This window comes from Staphylococcus sp. 231237_7MaSpsaltlick (genome assembly GCF_043107035.1).
This window is the reverse complement of record NZ_JBICNX010000016.1, coordinates 57,184-79,507: the sequence shown is the minus strand read 5'-3', so window position 1 is coordinate 79,507 and position 22,324 is coordinate 57,184. Positions and strand designations below refer to the sequence as shown.

Genomic DNA, 22,324 nt, shown 5'->3' with positions numbered 1-22,324 from the left:
TATATGCTTATTGATCTAAAAAATATCGCACGTAGAAAACAAGGGAAAGAAATAATTAAAAATATAAGTTGGCGTATCAACGAAGGTGAGAAATGGATGCTTTATGGACTTAATGGTGCAGGGAAAACTACATTACTTAATATCTTAAATGCTTATGAACCGAATACATCTGGAGAATTAACACTTTTTGGTATGCAACCTGGTAAAATTGGATATTCTGCAGACAAAGTACGTAATCAGATTGGCTTTGTATCTAGTAGTTTAATGGAACGTTTTCAAGATGGAGAAATCGTACGTGATGTAGTAATTAGTGGGATTTTTAAATCAATTGGTATATTTAAAGAAGTAGAAGACCGCCATGTTGAAATGGCACGCCATTATTTAACGCAGATGGGTATGAGTGAATTTGAATCTCAATATTATGGTTATCTTTCTACAGGTGAGCGTCAAAAAGTATTGATTGCTCGAGCGTTAATGGGGAACCCTAAGTTGCTTATTTTAGATGAACCTGCTTCTGGCTTAGATTTTATTGCGCGTGAGGACTTATTAGATGCGCTTGAACAATTATATCAACGACAACCTGAATTATCAGTTATATATGTTACGCATTTTGTAGAAGAAATTACAAAAGATATACAAAGAGGTTTTTTGTTAAAAGACGGAACCTGTTATAAACAAGGCCAGATACAAAATGTATTAAACAGTGACACATTAAGTGATTTTTTTAACCGTAGGGTAAGTGTATTATATCAAAATGAACGGTATTCATTATTTTTAAAGCGTTAGTAGATTGCTTAAAACTATAGATAATGACATAATTTAAGATGAAAACATGTAATGGAGGCTTTTATAAATGAAAAATGTTAAAGCGATATTTTTAGATATGGATGGTACAATTTTACATAAAGACAACCAAGTGGATATGGAAACGACCGAGGTTATACAACAATTAAGAACAAAGGGATATAAAATATTTTTAGCTACCGGACGTGCTCATAATGAAATTCATTATTTAGTTCCAGCATCATTTGAGGTTGATGGTATTATTAGTTCGAATGGTACGTTAGGAATGATTAATGATGAAACGTTATTTACCCATAGCTTATCTTTTAATACAGTGAAAGATATTGTGAAACGTGCTCAACAGCAAGAAATTTATTACGAAGTATTTCCATTTGAAGGTAATCGTATTGTACTTGAAGAAGATCAATCATGGGCCACTGCGCTATTTGAAGCAGAAACACCACCAGGAAATGTGGGTGTTTCAGAATGGACTTCTAGAAAAGCCTCACTCAAAGACAAAGTAAATTGGGCATCTGAAATTCCTGATACGACTTTTTCAAAAATATATTTATTTTCGCCAAATTATGACAAAATTACAAATTTTCGCGATCAGTTGATTGGTGAACAACAAGATTTAAAAATTAGTGTATCCAATTCATCTCGTTATAATGCAGAGACGATGGCTTATCAAATTGATAAAGGTACAGGTATTAAAGAAATGATAGAACATTTCGGTATCAATCAAGAAGAAACACTAGTTATTGGTGATAGTGATAATGATAGAGCGATGTTTGCTTTTGGTCATTATACGATAGCTATGAAAAATGCAAGGCCAGAAATTAAAGAGCTGACTATGGATGTTACAACATATACAAATGAAGAAAATGGTGCAGCACAGTACTTAAGAGAACATTTTTTAAAGTAAGTTTTTAATATCTTTTGCCTAACTATCCATACAAATAAATTTTTAAAGACAAAAAGGAAGAGCCTAGGACATAAATCCCAGAAAAATAGCACTCAGACGATTTATCCAATTCATCTGAGTGCTTCTTTTTGTTAATTCAATACTTCGTATTGTTGGCTCGCTTTCATAGGGGACAGCTTCAGCCTATAGTTTTCGGCTTGTCCTGTTCCCTCAAGATTCTCGTCAAAACACGTCATACTTATATGTAATTTTACATTAAGATACTTTTAAAAAATAAAGAGAAATTATAACTGAGAATATTTCAAAGTTTAGATTAATCAAAAGTTTTCGGAACCAGAAACAAAAGGAATCTGCAATCAAAGAAAAAATTGATATAAAACATGTTTTTGGATTTATGAAGGCTATTTTGGGTTACACTCGAATGTCGGTTAGAGGTATAAATAAAGTCAAAATAGCACTTGGCATTGTATTAATGGCACTTAATATAAGGAAAGTAGTAGTAACCATAATCAAAACAATAATGAAAAAAGCAATTTCTATATTGTTTCAATAGAAATTGCTTTTGTTCATTTGTCCAAGAACTTTATGTCCCGGACGCTTTAATTTTGTATGAAAAGTTATTTATCAGATTGATTTAAATTGTTTTTTAAATTTTTTGTTTCATCATTTGCTTTATCTTGAAGTTGATCTGATTTTTGGTCTATATTTGATTTTGCTTTTTCAGTAGTATTAGTTACGCTACTATTTACTTTTGAATCTTGATTATCTGTAATATTTGCGTTCTTTTTCTTATCTTTTTTTGATTTATTATGATTAGACGGTTCGCCATTACGGTTAAAGTATTGAATAATGGCTAAAATATTCACATAATAAACAGCTAATCTAACAATGATAACAATAACATGGACAATATAAATTAAAATCGTAGCCATATTTTGAGAAATACCGCCAGTTAAAATAGAAATTAATTGGCTGATTGGACTAGCTAAGATAATAACGATTAAATTTAATAGTAATAAACCAATGTAGAATTTGAACCATGTTTTTTGACCATTTTTAATGCCTTTAAAACCACGTTTCACTGAATTCCAAGCACCATTTTTAGGTTCTTTGATAAATGCTACAGTATAGTTAATGATAATTATAGCTAACAGCCAATAAACAAATGATTTAATGAAAAGTGTTAAAGTACCTGCAATCATTTGGAACGCTAGTGAATATCCAAGCGCGTGATCTGAATTACTTAGTGGACCTTGTATTGCTTGGTATAATTGAATGATTCCTAACTGAAGCAATTGCGCGATTACTTCACCTAACACTAATGCGATAATTATAAATAATATCGTGATTAATGAAAGTTTTAAAGCTTTTAAATATTTACCTTTTGCGAACACTGAAAATAAATCTTTAAAATTAACCTTGTCTTTATTTAAAGCTTTGTCTATAGTGTATATAGTCCCAGCTATTAAGGGATAGCCTACAAATAAAAATACTAAGATAGGTACAAGTATTGCAAGGACTATTCCAAAAATAGGACCAGCCACTGATTGTTGCATAGCCATTGACATCATTAATTTATATATAGCTGGTTGTAATGGCATAAACGTTAAAATAGTTAAAGCGAATAGTATTATAAAACTTACGATTGTAAACAGTAATACTTTAGCATTTTGGGGTTTTGCATTTTGTAATGCTAATTTATGGAAATTAAACAAATTTTAAGCACTCCTTTTTCGTCATAAGCATACGATATCAAAAATTTTAAGATTTTAAAATAAATAGGTAACAAAATCGATATAAAATGTTAAAATGTCCTAATGAGAAAAAGTTGAAAGGAGATATCATCATGAAATTTGCAATTATAACTGATGTCCATGGTAATTTTGATGCATTAGAAACTGTTCTGGATGATATTGATAGAAGAGAAGATATCAATAAAATATATAATCTAGGTGATAATATTGGTGTTGGACATGAAACGAATAAAGTACTTGATGAAATCTTTGATAGAGATGATATTGAAATCATTGCAGGTAATCATGATGAAGCAGTAATGTCAATTGTAAACGGTACACCTTATCCTGAAGACTTAAAAGATAAATTCTATGAACATCATCAATGGATAGAGAGTCATTTAGATGAAGATTACTATGACAGACTAAATGAGTTACCTCGTGTTATTGAGAAAACATTCTGTCATAAAAAAGTATTATTTATTCATTACGAAATTCCTAATGATCAATTAACAACACCAATTGATGGACAGCCATTCAGTCCTATTGTTGAACCGAATGAAGAGAACATGAAAACACTTTTTGGGGATAAAGACGCAGATTTAATTGTATTTGGGCATAATCATACCGTGCACCTATTTGATGATAAATCAACAATTTATTTCAATCCGGGTTCTGTAGGTTTGAATAATGGTGCATATGCAGTTTATGGAATTGTAACTATAGATGAAAATGAATTTTCGTTTGAACGCGTGAAAGTACCATACGATAATGAAGAATTCATTAGAGGATTTGATGAGAAACAAGTTCCTGCCAAAAAACTTATTTTTGATAAATTTTTATAAATAAAATGTAAAAAAGCTGATAGCCATATCCTAAGTACGCACCCACTAAAGTCTTAACTTTAAAAGGGAAGGTAACTTATGGAGGCTATCAGCTTTTTAGTGTTATGCATTTAATAGTTAATGGCTATGAGCATGATGATGGTGATGAGACTTTTGTATATCATTGGCTGAACATAGTGTATCACTGTCATGTTTATGATTGTTGGTTTCTAATTGGATAGTCATATGTTGAATATTCAAATGCTGAAGTTTGTGTTCTAATTTATTAAGTAGATTCTCACATTGTTTGACGGACATATCACTAGGGACAACGGCATGACAACTTAACGCGTTCATTTCATTAGAAATAGTCCATATATGGCAGTCATGGACATTTTCAATTTCATTTTCTTCAGTAATTGTAGAAATGACTTCGTTCATATTAATGTCAGTTGGTGTGCCTTCCATTAATATATTTAAAGAAGATTTTGTTATACCTAAACTACTTTTTATTATAAGTATAGAAACGATAATACTGGCGATAGGGTCTGCAATCGTTAAGTTTAAGGTCCATATGAGTATGGCAGCAATGATTGCGCCTACGGAACCTAATAAATCACCCATAACATGTAGGAAGGCGCCACGCATATTAATATTATTGGAAGTGTCGCCGCCTTTGAACATAAATAAAGCGACAATGATATTAACAATAAGTCCAATTACGCTTATAACGAACATCTCTGTTGACTTAACATCTTCTGGGTTGAAGAAGCGGCCAATGGCTTCTACGATGATAACAATGCCGATAATAAAGAGTGTTACACCGTTAAATAACGCTGCCAGTATCTCAAATCTTTTATAGCCAAAAGTTTTACTTTTAGTAGCATTTTTTTCAGCATAGATAAAAGCTAGCAAAGCTACGCCTAAAGATATTGTATCGCTAAACATGTGTAAACCATCAGATAATAGCGCCAAACTATTTGAAACAAATCCTCCGATTATTTCTACAATCATAAAGATTCCAATAATTAAAAAACTAATGAGTAATATTTTTTTATTATTTGTGTGTACATGACCATGTGAATGATCATGACCGTGATGTCCAGACATAATTAGTGCCCACCTTTCAATTATTGTTTATGACTAGCATGATGAATTGCTTGTTTAAGTAATGTAGTAACATGTGTATCATCGATTGTATAAATCATAGATTGTCCATCTCGATTCCCTTTGACCAAGTGGGCTTGTTTAAGTATACGTAATTGATGAGAAACGTTAGATTGACTTAAGTCTAATACATGAGCAATATGACCCACGCTACTTTCTCCTTGAATTAATAGATGCATTATACGTAAGCGATTGCCGTCACTAAGCGCTTTGAAAATATCAGTTACCTGTTCAATCGTTTGTTCATTAAATGATTCTTCCAAAGTAAGCCCTCATTTCTAATATTGATTTAGTATATGAATATATGTTCATATATTAATGTATTTTTTAGAAAATGTCAAAGTCAAACAGATTTCGTTTCAAAATAAAACAAAAGTGGTAAAGTCTAATTAATAATTTTTTAAGGAGGCTATAAAATATGAGTACATTAGTTATTGGAGCAAACGGTGGCGTAGGCCAATATTTAGTTAAACAATTAAAAGAGCGTGGAGAGTCATTTACAGCAGGTGTTAGAAAAGAATCTCAAGTTGAAGCGTTAGCTTCAGAAGGTGTTGATGCGATTTTAATCGATGTCGAAGCAGACGATATAGACACTTTAACACAAAAAATTAATGGCTTTGATAAAGTTGTATTTTCAGTCGGATCTGGCGGTAGCACTGGTGCGGACAAGACGATTAGTGTTGATTTAGATGGCGCAATTAAAACAATTAAAGCAAGTGAGACAAACAATGTTAAACAATATGTCATGGTCTCAACTTATGATTCAAGAAGATTAGCATTTGATGCAAGTGGTGATTTGAAACCTTACACGATTGCAAAACACTACGCTGATGAATACTTGAAGCAGGCTGATGTTAACTATACGATTGTACATCCTGGTGGCTTAACAGATGAAGCTGCCACAGATAAAATAGAAGTTGGTGCGTTCTTCGAAGGAAGAGGAACGATACCACGTGAAGATGTGGCTTCCGTTATTAGAGAAGTATTAAATAGTGATAATCTTTTAAATTCAGAATTTCAAATCGTTAGTGGAGATATCTCCATATCTGATGCATTAACTAAATTTAATCAATAATTATGATTAAAATAATGAGTCAATTGGACATAACTAAAGCTAAAGTATATTTAATATAAAAAAGCAGTAGAAGGAAGATTGTTAAAGACAATTATTCCGACCTTTTTAACTTTTTATAGCGTGTGTTAACGAAATCCTATGTTAAAAGATTAGGTTTCGTTGACACACGCTTTTTTTAGAGCTTTTTGTAGCCCTTTTATAGTATCTTTTAGCGAAAATTTGATACAATGATAGATATCGTTTGGAGGTAATTATGAAAATTTCAAACACGAAAATCTATGAGCAGGTCGCAGATATTATTTTAGAGCAAATTAAAGCAGGCGATTACCAAGTGGGTGACAAACTCCCTTCTATACAAAAGCTTGGAAAGCAATACGGCGTTAGTGTAGCTTCGGTAAGAGAGGCTTTAAATGCTTTGAGAACCATAGGGATTATTGAAATGAAACAAGGTTATGGCACATTTATTAAACAAACAGAGCCTACCTTTTTTGAACTTGGTGACAAATTCACGTCGCTAAGTCAAATCAAAGAATTGTTAGAATTACGGGAAATTGTTGAAAGTGCTACTGTAGAAAAAGCTGCCTTATATCGAACTGAGGAAGATTTGGTGCAACTCAAGCAAGCACTAGTTGAAATGGGTAAAGTTGTAACAGATGGTACTTCTGGTGAAGAAGCTGATTTAGAGTTTCACCTCTCAATTGCAAAAGCAGCCAAAAATACATTATTAGTTGAGCTATTAAATAATATTTCTGAACTAATGCGAAATTCTATGGAAGAAACAAGGAAGATTTTTATTTATAGCAAGCAAAAAACAATGAATAAACTATTAGAGGAGCATGATGTAATATATCAAGCAATTCTAAAGCAAGATGGTGTCAGAGCCGCAGATGCGATGCGTGCACATTTATTAGAGGTAAAAGAAACGATATTAGCTAATTTCAAAGCATAATCGCGAAAAGTGAATCTTAAAGAATAACTCCAAAATGGTTACGCTAAAAAATTTTTAGTAGTGTTAGTAAAAGACACAAATTAATTTGCATAAAATAAAAGCCCAAACTTTTCCGAAGTTTGGACTTTATCGCAAATTAAATGTGTTGAAAAAGTAATCAACAATTTCAACTAAATCATAATTAATACATTACCTTATATGTAAAAAACAGATAGAGCACATTACTGTAGCTCCACTATTAATTATAAAATTAATCATGATCAATTAGCAAGCGTTAATTGATTAAAAACTTGAAAGATAAAATAACCGTTCAATAAAATGTCATAAAATGTTATTGAACAAAATATAATAGACTACCTAATTTCATAAAGCATTGATATAATTAAAAGTGGCTTCAAAGTGCTAGTATTGTGAGTTAAGCGTTTATTCTAAGGGGATGAATATGATACAATCACAATGGTTCTGAAAATTTTGAAATGATACGCATATGACAATCATGCAAAAGTATATAAGATAAATATAATAATTAAATTACAACTTAAGAATTTGGAGGTGTGATATATGCCGTTATTTTTAAAGCCAGTATTTCATGAGAAAATTTGGGGAGGCAATCGTTTAAAAGATTATGGATATGATTTACCCAGCGATTATGTAGGAGAAGTATGGGGGATATCAGCACATCCAAATGGTAAGTGTGAAATATTGAATGGTCCATATCAAGGACAAACGTTAGATCAAGTCTGGATTGAGCATCGAGAATTATTTGGCGACTTTCCAAGCCAAGAGTTTCCATTAATGACCAAAATAGTAGATGCGAGAGAATCTTTATCGGTTCATGTTCATCCAGATGACGCCTATGCATATGAAAATGAAAAAGGGCAATATGGTAAATCAGAATGTTGGTATATTATTGATGCTGTAGAAGGTGCAGAAATTATCTATGGATTAAATACAGAATCAAAAGATCTCGCAATAGATAAAATTGAAGAAGAAGATTGTGAAGCATTGTTAAATAAGGTGAAAGTTAAGCCGGGCGAGTTTTATTTTATACCTGCTGGAACAATTCATTCTATTGGAGAAGGTATACTTGTTTATGAAACGATGCAATCTTCAGATGTTACATACAGGGTTTATGATTATGAGCGCACTCATGAGACAGGAGACAAACGTGCGTTAAATAAAGATAAAGCGAAAGACGTAATTGAACTTTCTAATGATAATATTAATATTCCCACAGACACAGAAATTATTGAAAACCATAAAAGAACACAACTTGTGTCTAGTGACTTTTTTACCATTGTAAAATGGAAAATTTCTGGCACTTTAAATTATATGAAACCGAGAGAGTTCGTATTAGTATCTGTACTTAAAGGAGAAGGACAAGTCATTATAGATGGAGAAGTTTATACTTTAAATCAAGGACAGAATTTTATCCTAACTTCCGATGATTTAGATACTATATTTGAGGGTGACTATGAACTAATAGTAAGTTATCTATAGTTAAAACAGTGGGAGAGTATGCACATGTATAAATTTTTATATGTTTCCTTAATTTGTGGCCTATTAGCTGGCGCCGGTACGTTTCTGAAAATACCTATCTTTCCCTCAATGGCTTTTCCAATTATAATCGGTGCGCTTGGTATTATTTCAGCATTAATTACGCTTCCAGATAAAGAGATAAGCGGTATGTTGAAATTTGGCGGTGTATTAATTAATTTGATGCCTATTATGGGGGCGCTAACTTTAGCGCAATGATTTATAATTTTGAGGCTGAGACATCTATTTATGTCTCAGCCTCAAATATTCTGTCATATATAATTAGATAATATGAAATAGATACATTATTTTATTTCAAATTAACTAATCATATCTATCGTATAAGTATGTGAAATTAATAAATATATATGCCAATTAAATGATGATTTGACTTTTTGATACCTTTTTATAAACTGCTAAAAATTACTTAAACCATTTGAACTTTAAAAGTTTACCGATGGATAAATATGTTAAAATAGAATTTAAATTGGGGGTGACAAGATTGGATAAAGTAAGAGGAGTTGTTATGACATTAGTTATCGCGATGGTAGCCACAATCATGGGCAGTAAATTCCCCATAATTGGAAGTGCTATTTTTGCCATAATACTTGGTATAATAATTAATAATGTAATCTTAATTCCCAAAAAATATGAAGCAGGTATTAAATTCAGTAGTAAGAAAATACTGCATTATAGTATTGTAGTATTAGGGTTTACACTAAGCTTTCAATCCATAGGCGTCATTGGATGGAAATCATTACCAATTATTATTGTTACATTATGTGCTGCGTTTTTGGCAGTATTCTTATTGATGAAAATACTTAAAATAAATGAGCATCTCAGTATATTAATTGGTGTTGGTACAGCGATATGTGGTGGTTCTGCTATCGCAGCAACGAGCCCAGTTATCAAGGCGAGAGAAAGCGAAGTTGCTTTTGCAATTTCAACTATTTTCTTATTTAATTTATTGGCTGTTTTTATCTTTCCACCTTTAGGTCACATTATGCATATGAGTCAAAGCGCGTTTGGCTATTTTGGTGGAACGGCTATTAATGATACTTCAAGTGTGATTGCAGCAACATCAAATTATGGTAAAACAGCGTTAGAAACTGGTGCAGTTGTAAAATTAACACGCACATTAATGATTATCCCAGTGGTATTATTTTTTACATATAGAACGATACGTAAAGAAAGAGAAGCACAGACGGATACATCAATTGCTAAAATATTCCCATGGTTTATTGTATGGTTTGTTGTAGCTTCCTTAATTAGTACTATTTTCAATTTTTCACCAATGGTCATTAGCTTTTTCCAACAAGTATCATTATTTTTAATTACAATGGCTATGGCAGGTATTGGTTTGAACGTTAACTTTAATCAATTTAAGCAGGCTGGTTTCAAACCAGTATTACTTGGTTTAGTTACATGGGTTGTAGTGATTGTAACAAGTTTGATTACAATGAAGTTAGTTAACTTACTATAATGTTTGTTCTAAATGATTTTTTTGAATATAATAGGAAAAATAGAATTTTTATATGAGATAAGGAGTATCTAAATGGTAGAGGAAACAAGTTATTTTTGGTTAAACTGCGGTTATAATCGCTGGAATCATAATGAACCAATGGTAGGACAAACGACATTATTTGAATCAGGTGCACAATTTAATCCTTCACAAGGTTTCCGATCCTTTAAACAAGCTAAAGTAGGAGATCGAGTTGTCTTCTATCAAGTACAGATGGATACTGGCTTATTAGGTTTTGGAGAAATTACAAGTGTTCAAACTGGCGCACAAAATAAAATTCGTGTTCATTTTCAGTTGCAAGAACAACTGAAGCCTTTAACAGCTGATTATTTAAAGAGAAGCGAACAATTAGAATTTAGAATGAGTAATATGAAAGAGACACTTTTTAATCAAATTACAAAAGAAGAATTTGAATTAATCGTTAGTTTAGGTAAAGGTGAAACTAAAATTCCTAGATACTTTTTTGTATCAGAAGCACAAGAGTTTGAACCAAAATCATATAATACAATTTATACACATACCTATAACGGGATTAAACGCAATGGTTACCATTTTTATACGCAACTTGAAATCGGTGATAAACTTGTTTTTTATAATAAAAAACGAGACCAATCTGTTATTGGTATAGGTGAAGTCAGTAAACATATACATGAAAAGGCGCCGATACCCGGTAGAACCAATAGTACTGCTATTGAAATTTATTTTGAAAAGGAAATTGAACCTGTATCACTTGGTACATTGAACAAGCATCCTAAATTAAAAAACATTTACTTTTTACAGGAAAATGCTAAACAAGCTATTGCTAGTTTGTCTCAAGTACAATACGAGGCAATACTTGATATGAGCGCAAATGATGGACTGAAATCACAATTTGAGTCCGTTCCTACTGAAAATGTTATTGATAAAGCGCAAGAAGAGTTGAAGCCATTCATTCTACTTGTTGTAGATAAAGGCGAAGGTCTAAAAGCGGCAGAAGACTTGTTACAGAAGACAAACGCGAATCCTGTAATAACAATAGGTCACCCTGATTTTTCTGAAGATATGCTTTATGGTAAATACTTACCAAATGAAACAGGTGCATTATATTATAGAGAAGGATTTATTACTAATCTCATGCCACGTAAAGATAAAAGTTATTTAGTGATAGATAACTTTAATCGAATTGATCCAGATGTATTTCAAGCTTATATCAATGTATTAGAAGGTTATGAAGTAACATTACCGCGCTATAATAAAGATGGCACAATGGTAAAATGGTCTAGAAAGAAAGATTCATATTATCACTTTAACCCTAATTGGCATATTGTGGGTGTGACTTATGATAATTTAAATGATATTAAACAAAAGTATACCGAACAATTTTTAAAATACACTAGAATTGTGAAAGTAAATCAAGACTAATGTAAATGACCATCACTTATCACTAAGAGGATACGATGAATTTTTTCACCCTCTGTATGCTTCGGAGCATATTAACTGCTGGCATAGTCTTGTCTTTAAAAGCGTTTGAATTATATTGACAACAGTTTAATATTAAGTTGGAATTTTAGATATTTGTATATTTTTAATCGCGTAATTTAGCTTACAATCGTCTTATTTAAAGACGAGGTAAGCTTTTTTATTGTGTTCATTTCATAAAATGAACAATATATCATTTATAGTGAATAAAGGTATGATTTATTCTATGTAATTTAGGTTATAATAAATATAGGAGAATTTTAATTTATGAATAATTAACTATAAAGTTATATAATATAAGGAGTGGTGAATATGCCAATAGTTTATTATGATAGTAATTGTGTTTATTGTTATAATTATGCAATATGGTTGATACAAAAAGGTTTATCTAGACGGTACCAATTTGCGTCATTGCAAGGTGATACAGCACAGAACCTATTATCAAACTATCCTGAAACTCAACAATATGATAGCGTGATATTGCAAGAAGGAGATCACTTAGAATATAAATCAGATGCAATTACAACATTGATAACTTCATTGACTAATTATAAGTGGTTAGGGGTATTATTACATTTAACTCCTAAATTCATTAGAGATTTAGGTTATCAGTTATTTGCTGACAATAGAAATCATATGTGGAAAACACATTGGCATCAACCAAATGATTACGAAAAATCATTTTTTATTGATTAATGAATTTTAGCTGAAACTACGGAGGATACAATCATGGGGAAAATTATAGTGATAGGTAGCGCATCAATTGATTTGGTAGTACAAACAGAAATCTTACCTGAAGCCGGAGAGACAGTAATGGGGAGCTCTTTTTTTACAAACCCAGGAGGTAAAGGGGCAAACCAGGCAGTCGCAGCAGCTAGGCTAAGTAATGAAGTCTATATGATTGGCGCTGTTGGTGATGATGATAATGGCAAACATATTCTATCAAATTTAGAACAAAATAATGTCAATACAACTTATATGGATATTATCGAAAATGAAAAGTCTGGTACTGCACATATCACTTTGTTTGATGATGATAACCGTATCATTTTTGTACCTGCATCAAATAATTATGTGACAGCAGAAAGTGTGCTGCCGAAACTTAAAAATTTTAGTGCAGGAGATATTATTGTAATGCAACACGAAATACCAGAGTCAACGATACAAGCAGTTGTTGATTATGCTATTGATCATGGTATGAAGGTTATATTAAATCCAGCGCCATATCGAAAGTTGGATAAAGCAATAATCGATAAAGTAACGTGGCTAACACCTAATGAAACTGAAAGTGAATTACTATTTGATTATCAAGTTGATGATGCATTAAAAGCATATCCACATAAATTGATTGTTACTAAGGGCGCTTCAGGAGCAATGTATTATAGTGATTCTCAACAGTTAGTAGAGGGGTACAAAAAGCAAGTAATCGATACTACTGGTGCTGGTGATACATTTAATGGTGCATTAGCAGTTGCTCTAATTGAGAATAAGCCATTAGAACAAGCAGTTGCTTTTGCTAATTTAGCAGGTAGCTATTCAGTAACTGGATTAGGAGCTCAAGGTGCAATGCCGTACAGAAAAGACTTAGAATGAACAAGGTTTATTTATTCTATGGTGAAGGGCTATTGTCATCGATATACAGATTAAAATAATTCTAATTTAAATACAAGAAACTCTTTACAAATTATAATGATTATAATATAATAATAGTTGTAATTAAGAAATTGTATTATCATTCTATGGAGATTATGAATTTTAAAAGGAGAGATTTTTTATGGCAAAAAATAATGAAGAAGTAGTAAAAGTATTAAACCAACAAGTAGCGAACTGGACAGTAGCATTCACTAAATTACACAATTTTCATTGGTACGTAAAAGGGCCTAATTTCTTCTCATTACACACTAAATTTGAAGAATTATATGATGAAGCAAGTCAATATATTGATGATTTAGCTGAACGTATTTTAGCAGCAGGAGGTAATCCAGTAGCAACCTTAAAAGAAAGTTTAGAACTTTCAATTATCGAAGAAGCTGGAAAAGGTTATAAAGCCGAAGAAATGGTTGAAGAACTTTCAAAAGATTTCGAGAATATATCTGAACAGTTAGAACAAGCGATTGAAGTTGCTTCAAATGCAGACGACGATGTAACTGAAGATATGTTCATCGGTATGCAAACAAACATTGATAAACATAATTGGATGTTAAAATCTTACTTAGGTAGATAAGTAAGTTATTATAAACTATAAATAAATATAAAAAGAAGCTTTTCAGATATTTTTGTACTGAAAAGCTTCTTTTTTATTTATCTCTGAAATTAATAGCTATACTGTTAGTTTTCTGCCACAGTGAAGATTAACAGTAATATTCAATCTTTAATTATTCGGCGATTTCTAACGCAATTTCCATCATTTGAGTAAATGAGTTTTGGCGTTCTTCGGCTGTTGTAGCTTCATCGCGTAAGATATGATCACTTACTGTGAAGATACCTAAAGCTTTTTTATTTGCATAAGTAGCATTTAAGTATAATGCTGCTGATTCCATTTCAATACCTAAGACACCCATGCGTTGCCATCTCTCATTGAATGTTTCGTCAGCATTATAGAATGTGTCAGACGATAGGATATTACCAACATGAGTTGTTGCACCAATATCATCTGCTTTTTGTTTTGCTTTCAATATTAAGTCAAAATCTGCCAACGGTGCAAAGTGGCCTGGAATGTTGTATTGCTCAACATAACTAGAATTTGTTGAAGCACCTTGAGCAATGATAACGTCATAAAGGTTTACATTCTCTTGTAATGCACCACAAGAGCCGATGCGAATAATCGTTTCAACATCAAAGAAATTATAAAGTTCATAAGAATAGATACCAATACTTGGTACACCCATTCCGGAGCCCATTACTGATACTTCCTTACCATTGTATGTACCTGTATAGCCGAACATATTACGTACTTCGTTAAACTGTTCAACATTTTCTAAATAATTATCAGCAATATATTTTGCTCGAAGCGGATCGCCTGGCATTAATACAGTTTTAGCGATTTTAGTCCCATTAGGTTGAATATGAGGTGTTGCTTTTGTCATAGTCATCTTCTCCTTTAAATTCTTTATCAAATTAAAGATAACATTTGTTTATTATTTTTGCTAATTTTTGTAATATAGAGATAAAGAAAAGTTGTTTATTAAGGATATGTTATTAATTTTGCTTTATAATTATGAGTGGTATGAAAACATATAGATAATTAGGAGGATTTAATATGAATTACGCAAAATATATAGATCACACATTACTTAAACCTGAGTCTACGAGAGCTCAAATTGATAAAATTATTGAGGAAGCTAAGTCATTTAGCTTTAAATCAGTTTGTATCAATCCTACACATGTTAAATATGCTGCAGAACAACTTAAAGGTTCTGATGTATTAGTATGTACGGTTATCGGGTTTCCTTTAGGTGCATCTACAACAGAAACAAAGATGTTTGAAGTTGAAGATGCGATTAAAAATGGCGCGTCTGAAGTAGATATGGTCATCAATATTGGGGCATTAAAAGACGGTCGTTTCGATGAAGTACAAAAAGATATTGAAGGCGTAGTAGGCGCTGCAAATGGAAAAACAGTTAAAGTTATTATTGAAACATGCCTATTAACAGATGAAGAGAAAGTTAAAGCATCAGAATTAAGTAAAGCAGCTGGTGCAGATTTTGTTAAAACTTCAACAGGCTTTGCTGGCGGAGGGGCTACTCCGGAAGATGTGAAATTAATGAAAGATACTGTAGGAGACGATTTAGAAGTTAAAGCATCAGGTGGTGTAAGAAACTTAGAAGACTTTAACCAAATGCTTGAAGCGGGCGCAACGCGAATTGGTGCAAGTGCAGGTGTTCAAATCGTTCAAGGTTTAGAAAGTAATTCTGATTATTAATTAATCATTTAACATGGGAATATCAATGTTTTTACGTCTTTATTTGAAAAGGGAGGCCAACTCATATGAGAATGGTAGATATTATTGAAAAAAAACGTGATGGACAAATATTAACTAAACAGGAAATTGAGTATTTTATTAATGAATATACCAATGATAATATTCCAGATTATCAAGCATCAAGTTTAGCTATGGCGATATATTTTCAAGATATGAATGATGACGAACGTGCAGCATTAACAATGGCTATGGTAAATTCTGGTGATGTCATAGATTTATCTGATATCGAAGGAATTAAAGTAGATAAACATTCAACTGGCGGTGTGGGCGATACAACTACATTAGTATTAGCGCCTTTAGTTGCATCAGTAGGTGTGCCTGTAGCAAAAATGAGCGGGCGTGGATTAGGGCATACTGGTGGAACGATTGATAAATTAGAATCTGTCGAAGGGTTCCACGTAGAAATCAGCGAAGATAAATTTGTTAAGTTAGTTAATGAAGCGAAAGTCGCTGTTATAGGTCAAAGTGGTAACCTCACACCAGCAGATAAAAAGTTATATGGGCTTCGTGATGTTACAGGAACTGTAAATTCAATTCCATTAATTGCTTCATCAATCATGAGTAAAAAAATTGCCGCAGGTGCAGATGCCATTGTGTTAGACGTGAAAACAGGTAATGGTGCATTTATGAAGACAATTGAAGAGGCTGAAGCGTTAGCGCATGCAATGGTTCGTATTGGTAACAATGTAGGTAGAAATACGATGGCTATCATTTCTGACATGGGCCAACCGTTAGGTAATGCTATTGGAAATGCTTTAGAAGTTAAAGAAGCAATTGAAACTTTACAAGGTAAAGGGCCAAAAGACCTTACAGAATTAGTGATGACATTAGGCTCACAAATGATTGTCGTAGGTGGTAAAGCTAAGGATTTGGGTGAAGCACGTCAATTGTTAGAAAATGCAATTCAAAATGGTTCAGCACTAGAAACATTTAGAACGTTTTTAGAAAATCAAGATGGAGACGGTTCAGTTGTAGATGATGTTGAAAAATTACCACAAGCTAAGTATCAAATTGAATTACTAGCGCCAAAATCTGGCATTGTAACTGAAATTGTTGCCAATGAAATAGGAGTTGCTTCCATGATGTTAGGTGCAGGAAGACAAACAAAAGAAGATGATATTGATTTAAGTGTTGGTCTCGTACTACATAAAAAATTGGGAGACAAGGTGAATGAAGGAGAAGCATTATTAACCATTCATAGTAATAAAGAACAAATTGATGACGTTAAAGATAAACTCAATCAAAATATTACAATAAGTCAAACTGGTACTGAACCGACATTGATTCACAAAATTATTACTGAATAGGAGTGAACGTCATGACTACACCGTTTAAACGTGTACATTTAATCGTTATGGATTCAGTTGGCATTGGAGAAGGACCGGATGCCAAAGCTTTTAACGATGAAGGTAGCCATACATTAAAACACACATTAGAAGGTTTTAACCAAACCTTACCAAACTTACAAAAGCTTGGTTTAGGTAATATTGATCCATTACCGATTATTGGACAAGAATCACAGCCACAAGCTTTTTACACTAAAATGAGTGAAGCTTCAGTAGGTAAAGATACAATGACTGGTCATTGGGAAATTATGGGCTTAAATATAATGCAACCTTTTAAAGTATACCCAGAAGGCTTTCCTGAAGAACTTGTCAGTGAAATAGAATCATTAACTGGTCGTAAAGTTGTGGCTAATCGTCCTGCTTCTGGAACGCAGATTATTGATGAATGGGGCGAGCATCAAATGAAAACAGGTGATTTGATAGTTTATACTTCAGCGGACCCTGTACTTCAAATTGCTGCACATGAAGACATTATACCCTTAGAAGAATTGTATGATATCTGTGAGAAGGTTAGAGAGTTAACTAAAGACCCAAAATACTTGATAGGTAGAATTATTGCTAGACCTTATATAGGCGAGCCTGGTGCATTTACAAGAACTTCAAATAGACATGACTATGCTTTAAAACCATTCGGCAGAACAGTGATGAATGAATTAAAAGACAATGGTTATGATGTGATTGCTTTAGGCAAAATCAATGATATTTTTGATGGTGAAGGTGTGACTGAATCAATTCGTACCAAAGATAATATGGATGGTATGGATAAATTAGTTGAAACTGTACAAAGAGACTTTAATGGGATGAGTTTCTTAAACCTTGTTGATTTTGACGCGTTATATGGCCATCGTCGTGATAAAGGTGGTTATGCGCAAGCGCTTAAAGAGTTTGATGAGCGTCTACCAGAACTTATTAATCATTTACAGGAAGACGATCTTGTGATTATTACAGCCGACCATGGGAATGACCCGACTGCAGATGGCACAGACCATACAAGAGAGTTTATACCAGTATTGATGTTTAGCCCAAAAATTAAAGATTATCATGAATTAACAGTTGATAATACATTTAGTTCTTTAGGAGCAACGATTGCGGATAACTTTGGCGTGAAATTACCAGAGTTTGGTAGAAGTTACTTAAAAGAAATGGGTGTTGAAAAATGAATAAAATAGCAAGAGTAGTTTTTGGAATTGTTTTTAGCGTTGCTGGTGTCTTGCATTTTAAAGATGAACAAAAATTTAGAGCAATCGTACCGTCATATCTTCCGTTCAGAAAAGCAGCAGTGTTAATTACTGGTGTGTTTGAAGTTATTTTTGGTTTATTATTACTAACTCGCAAACCGTCACCATGCTTGAAAAAGTCTATCATTGCGTTTTTATGGGCTGTGTTTCCAGCCAATATTTACATGGCGCGTAACAATATGCCTTTAGGCGGCAAAGAACTACCAAAGTGGGCGTTGTATGGTAGGCTTCCGTTACAGTTTGTTATGATAAAGATGATAAGCAAACTATAAATTATGGTTTGAATAATACAGAAACGCTTCAGAGTGAACATTGATAAATGTATACTTTGAAGCTTTTTTTGATTTAAGGGTAAGGTTACTATATATGATTTAAATAGTTCTAAATATAACACTTACGTTTGATAAAAAAGATGAAGTTAAGCATAGATTTTTAAGCTTAACTTCATCTTTTTATTAATAACAAATAATTATTTATGTTCTATTTTCATTGTAAAGACTTTAGTTTAAAGTTACTTATTATCGCCATAAATATCATGCCATTCATCTTTTTTATCTAAAAATGTTTGCGCGATGTCTTTTGCGCCTTCTAATGAATGACTCTCTGCCCAACCACATTGTACTTCATTACAAGCGGGTACTTCTGTAGCATTTAATACGTCTTGAATTGTTTTTTCGATGATTTGTAGTACATCTCCATAATCATCATGGTTAATGAATGAAACGTAAAAGCCAGTCTGACAACCCATTGGACTAATATCAACGACTTTATCTGAATGGTTACGGATATTTTCAGCCATAAGATGTTCTAGTGAGTGTAATCCAGGCATATCCATATGTTCTTTATTTGGCTGTTTGAAGCGGATGTCATATTTATGAATAACATCTCCGTTTGCGCCTTCCATTTTCCCTGCAAGTCTTACAAATGGCGCAGATACGATTGTGTGATCTAAATTGAAGCTTTCAACATTCATTTTTGGCATGGTACGGCCCTCCTAATATTTTACCTAAGGTAATTGTAACAAGACCAAACAGTATTTACAATTTCTGTATTTGGTAAACCCATAGAACAACTATCAGTTATTATAAATTTCAGAAAATTAATGACAGAATCCAATAAACCCGATAGAATAAGTAATAATTAAAACAAGTTTTGTACGTTATAAATTGTGTTATTAAATAAATTACTTATTGCGTTTCACTTTAGTGTTAATCGCTATAAAGGCAATATTAGGAGGCGTATTTATACTATGGAAAACAAACAAATTATTTTAGATTACATAGAAAATGATAAATATAAATTTTTAGAAATGAGTCATCAAATACACCAAAGACCTGAATTAGGGAACGAAGAAATTTTTGCTTCTAGATCATTAATTGAAATGTTGATTGCAAATGATTTTAGAGTTGAAACAAATATTGCTGGTCATGCTACTGGTTTTATAGCTAGGTACGAATCAGATTTACCAGGTCCTACAATAGGATTTTTAGCAGAGTATGACGCTTTACCAGGTTTAGGTCATGCTTGTGGTCATAATATTATTGGAACAGCAAGCACTTTTGCAGGTATTGCGTTGAAGCAACTTATAAATAAAATAGGTGGGAAGATTATTGTGCTTGGATGTCCAGCTGAAGAAGGTGGGGAAAATGGGAGCGCTAAAGCAACTTATGTTAAAGAAGGCGTAATTGATGAATTAGATATTGCATTAATGGTGCATCCTGGAAACGAAACTTATAGAACGATTGATACTTTAGCGGTAGATGTTTTAGATATCAAATTTTATGGTAAAAGTACACATGCTTCTGAAAATGCTGATGAAGCTAGAAATGCGTTGGACGCAATGATTTCTTATTTTAATGGTGTAGCGCAATTGAGACAACATATTAAAAATGGACAACGTGTACATGGTGTCATATTAGACGGTGGTAAAGCGGCCAATATAATTCCAGATTACACACATGCGCGTTTTTATACAAGAGCAACTTCACGCCAAGAATTAGATATATTAACAGAACGTGTAGGACATATTGCAAAAGGTGCAGCCATTCAAACTGGTTGTGATTATGAATTTGGCCCAATACAAAACGGCGTAAATGAATTTATAAAATCTTCTAAGTTAGACGATTTATTTGCGAAATACGCAACTGAAATGGGAGAAGCCGTTATAGATGACGATTTCGGATATGGGTCTACAGATACAGGGAATGTAAGCCACATCGTACCTACAATACATCCGCATATTAAAATAGGATCTCGCAATTTGGTTGGCCACACGCATAGATTTCGTGAAGCTGCAATAAGTACACACGGTGATAATGCCTTAATCAGAGGCACGAAGATTCTTGCCTTAATGGGCTTAGAATTAATCACTAATAAAGCGTTGTTTGATGAAATTATTGAGCAACACCGATATATAAAGGAGCATAAAAAATGAATAATCGAAGCTCTCTGCACCCTCAATTAACACTTAGTGATCTTTATGATTCTAGTATTGTCTATACTTCAAGGCCATCATACGTTTCAAATCCTTGGTTAGAGCCTGAAGAACATCAATCTAATTTTCTAACTGGTAGAGAGCTCATCATCGCTAACCAAATGCCTGTAATAGTACATGAGGCATGTGTTACAAATAAATTGGAAATATTGTTTGAAGCAGTGGGTAAAGTTATCCCTTCAAATATTATTCGATTTAATGATCAAAGAAGTTATGAACAGGTGATTCAAGATTTAGCAATAAATGACAATAAAAAAATATATTTTCAATATATTCACGGTGAAGATATTGTAAACAAAGCGCATTATGCGTTAAATAAAGATGTTTTTATGGCTTTAAATAATAAAGCACGGATTCCAGAATGGACTAATTACAAATATTTACCTAAAAGAGAAGTTGTAGGGATTGATGATTTTAGTGATGCGGTTTCTTTTTGGGCATTTCCATTTGTTTTAAAACCTGGCGATGACTTACCGACAGCAGGTGGATATGGTGTTATGATTTGTAATAATGAAAGGGATTTAGAGCAAGCTAAAATCCGAATTGAAAAAGCAAAAAATGAAACAGATACAATTATTATAGAGCAAAAAGTAGAAATAGTTACGAATTATTGTGTACAATTTGCATATTCTAAAGATACAGGTATTCAATACATTGGTACATCCGACCAGATTACAGATGATTATGGTTCTTACAAAGGTAACCAAAATACACATGATGTTCCACAATCAGTGATTCAAGCTGGCAGAGAAATAATGGAAATAGGCGTAGCAGAAGGGTACTTTGGTATCGCTGGGTTTGATTTGCTATTAGATAAACATGGAGAAGTATTTGCCATAGATTTAAATTTCAGACAAAATGGTTCAACGAGTATGTTATTGCTAGAACCTGAATTGCAAGGTAGGTATCATAAATTCTTTAGTTATTTAGCACCAGATAATTGTGATAACGAACATTTCTTCAATACAATTGAAAAATATATAAATAAAGGTGTCTTATTCCCATTATCATATTATGACGGTGATTGGTATAAGAATGAAACTGTTAAATCAAGGTTTGGTTGTATTTGGCACGGAGAAAGTAAAGTGTTAGTGGAAGCAATGGAGCAACAGTTTTTAAAAGAACTGAAAAAAGACTGATATAATCTATAGAACCTATTAAAAGATGAATGTAGGTAATTTTTTTCAGTATCGTATAGAAAGTTGATATGCCTATGACAGTAAGCATAAGGCTCTTTCACAGTAACAGCCGTTTGCTGTCAAACTTTTATCATGAATATAAGTTGTATGTCT

23 protein-coding genes and 1 pseudogene are annotated in these 22,324 nt (G+C 32.6%); 19 read left to right on the top strand and 5 right to left on the bottom strand.

The annotated features are described in order from the left end of the window. Positions 1-3: 3 nt before the first annotated feature. From ACF91D_RS22575 to ACF91D_RS22565, 3 genes and pseudogenes are all read left to right on the top strand, one after another. Entirely contained in the window at positions 4-786 is a 783-nt protein-coding gene (locus tag ACF91D_RS22575) for an ABC transporter ATP-binding protein (RefSeq protein ID WP_039069118.1), read from the top strand. A gap of 67 nt (positions 787-853) precedes the next feature. Further along, a complete protein-coding gene (locus ACF91D_RS22570; protein WP_039069116.1) occupies positions 854-1,708 on the top strand; it encodes an HAD family hydrolase in 855 nt (284 codons plus the stop codon). Between the two features lie 270 nt (positions 1,709-1,978). Continuing rightward, positions 1,979-2,311 (top strand): annotated as a pseudogene (locus tag ACF91D_RS22565) (transposase); the annotation flags it as partial. Positions 2,312-2,325: 14 nt separating this feature from the next. Here the strand turns inward: ACF91D_RS22565 and ACF91D_RS22560 are convergent. Continuing rightward, positions 2,326-3,423 carry a hypothetical protein gene (locus tag ACF91D_RS22560; RefSeq protein WP_107549051.1) on the bottom strand — a complete coding sequence of 366 codons (1,098 nt, stop codon included), beginning with the start codon at positions 3,421-3,423 and terminating at the stop codon, positions 2,326-2,328. A 131-nt stretch (positions 3,424-3,554) separates the two neighbouring features. On the opposite strand from ACF91D_RS22560, the gene ACF91D_RS22555 reads away from it, so the two are divergent. After that, a complete protein-coding gene (locus tag ACF91D_RS22555) occupies positions 3,555-4,286 on the top strand; it encodes a metallophosphoesterase family protein (RefSeq protein WP_039069112.1) in 732 nt (243 codons plus the stop codon). Between the two features lie 117 nt (positions 4,287-4,403). Here ACF91D_RS22555 and czrB read toward each other — a convergent pair whose 3' ends face one another. Together czrB and ACF91D_RS22545 are read right to left on the bottom strand one after the other, a co-directional pair. After that, positions 4,404-5,375 (bottom strand): CDF family zinc efflux transporter CzrB, encoded by a 972-nt coding sequence (gene czrB / locus ACF91D_RS22550; protein WP_039069111.1) that lies wholly within the window; start codon positions 5,373-5,375, stop codon positions 4,404-4,406. A 20-nt stretch (positions 5,376-5,395) separates the two neighbouring features. Then, the gene (locus ACF91D_RS22545) at positions 5,396-5,695 is read right to left on the bottom strand and encodes an ArsR/SmtB family transcription factor (protein ID WP_017722050.1); all 300 of its coding nucleotides are present in this window, start codon (positions 5,693-5,695) and stop codon (positions 5,396-5,398) included. Positions 5,696-5,850: 155 nt separating this feature from the next. On the opposite strand from ACF91D_RS22545, the gene ACF91D_RS22540 reads away from it, so the two are divergent. From ACF91D_RS22540 to ACF91D_RS22500, 9 genes are all read left to right on the top strand, one after another. Next, positions 5,851-6,507 carry an SDR family oxidoreductase gene (locus ACF91D_RS22540; RefSeq protein ID WP_039069110.1) on the top strand — a complete coding sequence of 219 codons (657 nt, stop codon included), beginning with the start codon at positions 5,851-5,853 and terminating at the stop codon, positions 6,505-6,507. A 253-nt stretch (positions 6,508-6,760) separates the two neighbouring features. Beyond that, positions 6,761-7,456 carry a FadR/GntR family transcriptional regulator gene (locus ACF91D_RS22535; RefSeq protein ID WP_327621075.1) on the top strand — a complete coding sequence of 232 codons (696 nt, stop codon included), beginning with the start codon at positions 6,761-6,763 and terminating at the stop codon, positions 7,454-7,456. 561 nt (positions 7,457-8,017) lie between these two features. Beyond that, the gene (locus ACF91D_RS22530; RefSeq protein WP_039069107.1) at positions 8,018-8,956 is read left to right on the top strand and encodes a type I phosphomannose isomerase catalytic subunit; all 939 of its coding nucleotides are present in this window, start codon (positions 8,018-8,020) and stop codon (positions 8,954-8,956) included. A 24-nt stretch (positions 8,957-8,980) separates the two neighbouring features. Further along, positions 8,981-9,211 (top strand): hypothetical protein, encoded by a 231-nt coding sequence (locus ACF91D_RS22525; protein WP_039069106.1) that lies wholly within the window; start codon positions 8,981-8,983, stop codon positions 9,209-9,211. A gap of 283 nt (positions 9,212-9,494) precedes the next feature. Next, the gene (locus ACF91D_RS22520) at positions 9,495-10,475 is read left to right on the top strand and encodes a YeiH family protein (RefSeq protein ID WP_069792538.1); all 981 of its coding nucleotides are present in this window, start codon (positions 9,495-9,497) and stop codon (positions 10,473-10,475) included. Between the two features lie 72 nt (positions 10,476-10,547). After that, positions 10,548-11,915 (top strand): EVE domain-containing protein, encoded by a 1,368-nt coding sequence (locus ACF91D_RS22515; protein ID WP_039069104.1) that lies wholly within the window; start codon positions 10,548-10,550, stop codon positions 11,913-11,915. Positions 11,916-12,284: 369 nt separating this feature from the next. Beyond that, the gene (locus ACF91D_RS22510; RefSeq protein ID WP_039069103.1) at positions 12,285-12,668 is read left to right on the top strand and encodes a thiol-disulfide oxidoreductase DCC family protein; all 384 of its coding nucleotides are present in this window, start codon (positions 12,285-12,287) and stop codon (positions 12,666-12,668) included. Between the two features lie 33 nt (positions 12,669-12,701). Further along, on the top strand, positions 12,702-13,565 hold the full coding sequence (rbsK, locus tag ACF91D_RS22505) for a ribokinase (protein WP_069792537.1): 864 nt from the start codon (positions 12,702-12,704) through the stop codon (positions 13,563-13,565). 181 nt (positions 13,566-13,746) lie between these two features. Beyond that, positions 13,747-14,196 carry a Dps family protein gene (locus ACF91D_RS22500; RefSeq protein ID WP_039069100.1) on the top strand — a complete coding sequence of 150 codons (450 nt, stop codon included), beginning with the start codon at positions 13,747-13,749 and terminating at the stop codon, positions 14,194-14,196. 151 nt (positions 14,197-14,347) lie between these two features. Here ACF91D_RS22500 and deoD read toward each other — a convergent pair whose 3' ends face one another. Then, positions 14,348-15,058 carry a purine-nucleoside phosphorylase gene (gene deoD / locus ACF91D_RS22495; protein WP_039069099.1) on the bottom strand — a complete coding sequence of 237 codons (711 nt, stop codon included), beginning with the start codon at positions 15,056-15,058 and terminating at the stop codon, positions 14,348-14,350. A gap of 173 nt (positions 15,059-15,231) precedes the next feature. Between deoD and deoC the strand changes: the two genes are divergently transcribed. From deoC to ACF91D_RS22475, 4 genes are all read left to right on the top strand, one after another. After that, complete coding sequence (gene deoC / locus ACF91D_RS22490) at positions 15,232-15,894, top strand: deoxyribose-phosphate aldolase (protein ID WP_039069097.1); 663 nt, start codon at positions 15,232-15,234, stop codon at positions 15,892-15,894. 65 nt (positions 15,895-15,959) lie between these two features. Next, positions 15,960-17,261, top strand: coding sequence for a pyrimidine-nucleoside phosphorylase (locus tag ACF91D_RS22485; RefSeq protein ID WP_327621074.1), 1,302 nt, complete (start codon positions 15,960-15,962; stop codon positions 17,259-17,261). Positions 17,262-17,272: 11 nt separating this feature from the next. Beyond that, positions 17,273-18,460, top strand: coding sequence for a phosphopentomutase (gene deoB / locus ACF91D_RS22480; protein WP_039069095.1), 1,188 nt, complete (start codon positions 17,273-17,275; stop codon positions 18,458-18,460). Next, entirely contained in the window at positions 18,457-18,810 is a 354-nt protein-coding gene (locus ACF91D_RS22475; RefSeq protein ID WP_039069094.1) for a DoxX family protein, read from the top strand. The genes deoB and ACF91D_RS22475 overlap by 4 nt, the downstream gene beginning before the upstream one ends. A 239-nt stretch (positions 18,811-19,049) precedes the next feature. On the opposite strand, the gene ACF91D_RS22470 is transcribed toward ACF91D_RS22475, so the two are convergent. Continuing rightward, a complete protein-coding gene (locus ACF91D_RS22470) occupies positions 19,050-19,520 on the bottom strand; it encodes an S-ribosylhomocysteine lyase (protein ID WP_039069093.1) in 471 nt (156 codons plus the stop codon). A 267-nt stretch (positions 19,521-19,787) separates the two neighbouring features. On the opposite strand from ACF91D_RS22470, the gene ACF91D_RS22465 reads away from it, so the two are divergent. After that, positions 19,788-20,972 carry a M20 family metallopeptidase gene (locus ACF91D_RS22465; protein ID WP_318759849.1) on the top strand — a complete coding sequence of 395 codons (1,185 nt, stop codon included), beginning with the start codon at positions 19,788-19,790 and terminating at the stop codon, positions 20,970-20,972. Continuing rightward, positions 20,969-22,171, top strand: a complete 1,203-nt coding sequence (gene ldmS, locus ACF91D_RS22460) for an L-aspartate--L-methionine ligase LdmS (RefSeq protein WP_327621073.1) — start codon at positions 20,969-20,971, stop codon at positions 22,169-22,171. The genes ACF91D_RS22465 and ldmS overlap by 4 nt, the downstream gene beginning before the upstream one ends. The last annotated feature ends 153 nt before the right edge of the window (positions 22,172-22,324 follow it).

Coding starts and splice junctions, on each gene's coding strand:
- ACF91D_RS22485 (WP_327621074.1), top strand. CDS start 15,960: ATGAGAATGGTAGATATTATTGAAAAAAAACGTGATGGACAAATATTA.
- ldmS (WP_327621073.1), top strand. CDS start 20,969: ATGAATAATCGAAGCTCTCTGCACCCTCAATTAACACTTAGTGATCTT.
- ACF91D_RS22575 (WP_039069118.1), top strand. CDS start 4: ATGCTTATTGATCTAAAAAATATCGCACGTAGAAAACAAGGGAAAGAA.
- ACF91D_RS22510 (WP_039069103.1), top strand. CDS start 12,285: ATGCCAATAGTTTATTATGATAGTAATTGTGTTTATTGTTATAATTAT.
- ACF91D_RS22500 (WP_039069100.1), top strand. CDS start 13,747: ATGGCAAAAAATAATGAAGAAGTAGTAAAAGTATTAAACCAACAAGTA.
- ACF91D_RS22470 (WP_039069093.1), bottom strand. CDS start 19,520: ATGCCAAAAATGAATGTTGAAAGCTTCAATTTAGATCACACAATCGTA.
- ACF91D_RS22475 (WP_039069094.1), top strand. CDS start 18,457: ATGAATAAAATAGCAAGAGTAGTTTTTGGAATTGTTTTTAGCGTTGCT.
- ACF91D_RS22515 (WP_039069104.1), top strand. CDS start 10,548: ATGGTAGAGGAAACAAGTTATTTTTGGTTAAACTGCGGTTATAATCGC.
- ACF91D_RS22535 (WP_327621075.1), top strand. CDS start 6,761: ATGAAAATTTCAAACACGAAAATCTATGAGCAGGTCGCAGATATTATT.
- deoC (WP_039069097.1), top strand. CDS start 15,232: ATGAATTACGCAAAATATATAGATCACACATTACTTAAACCTGAGTCT.
- ACF91D_RS22555 (WP_039069112.1), top strand. CDS start 3,555: ATGAAATTTGCAATTATAACTGATGTCCATGGTAATTTTGATGCATTA.
- ACF91D_RS22540 (WP_039069110.1), top strand. CDS start 5,851: ATGAGTACATTAGTTATTGGAGCAAACGGTGGCGTAGGCCAATATTTA.
- ACF91D_RS22530 (WP_039069107.1), top strand. CDS start 8,018: ATGCCGTTATTTTTAAAGCCAGTATTTCATGAGAAAATTTGGGGAGGC.
- ACF91D_RS22570 (WP_039069116.1), top strand. CDS start 854: ATGAAAAATGTTAAAGCGATATTTTTAGATATGGATGGTACAATTTTA.
- czrB (WP_039069111.1), bottom strand. CDS start 5,375: ATGTCTGGACATCACGGTCATGATCATTCACATGGTCATGTACACACA.
- rbsK (WP_069792537.1), top strand. CDS start 12,702: ATGGGGAAAATTATAGTGATAGGTAGCGCATCAATTGATTTGGTAGTA.
- deoD (WP_039069099.1), bottom strand. CDS start 15,058: ATGACAAAAGCAACACCTCATATTCAACCTAATGGGACTAAAATCGCT.
- deoB (WP_039069095.1), top strand. CDS start 17,273: ATGACTACACCGTTTAAACGTGTACATTTAATCGTTATGGATTCAGTT.
- ACF91D_RS22465 (WP_318759849.1), top strand. CDS start 19,788: ATGGAAAACAAACAAATTATTTTAGATTACATAGAAAATGATAAATAT.
- ACF91D_RS22525 (WP_039069106.1), top strand. CDS start 8,981: ATGTATAAATTTTTATATGTTTCCTTAATTTGTGGCCTATTAGCTGGC.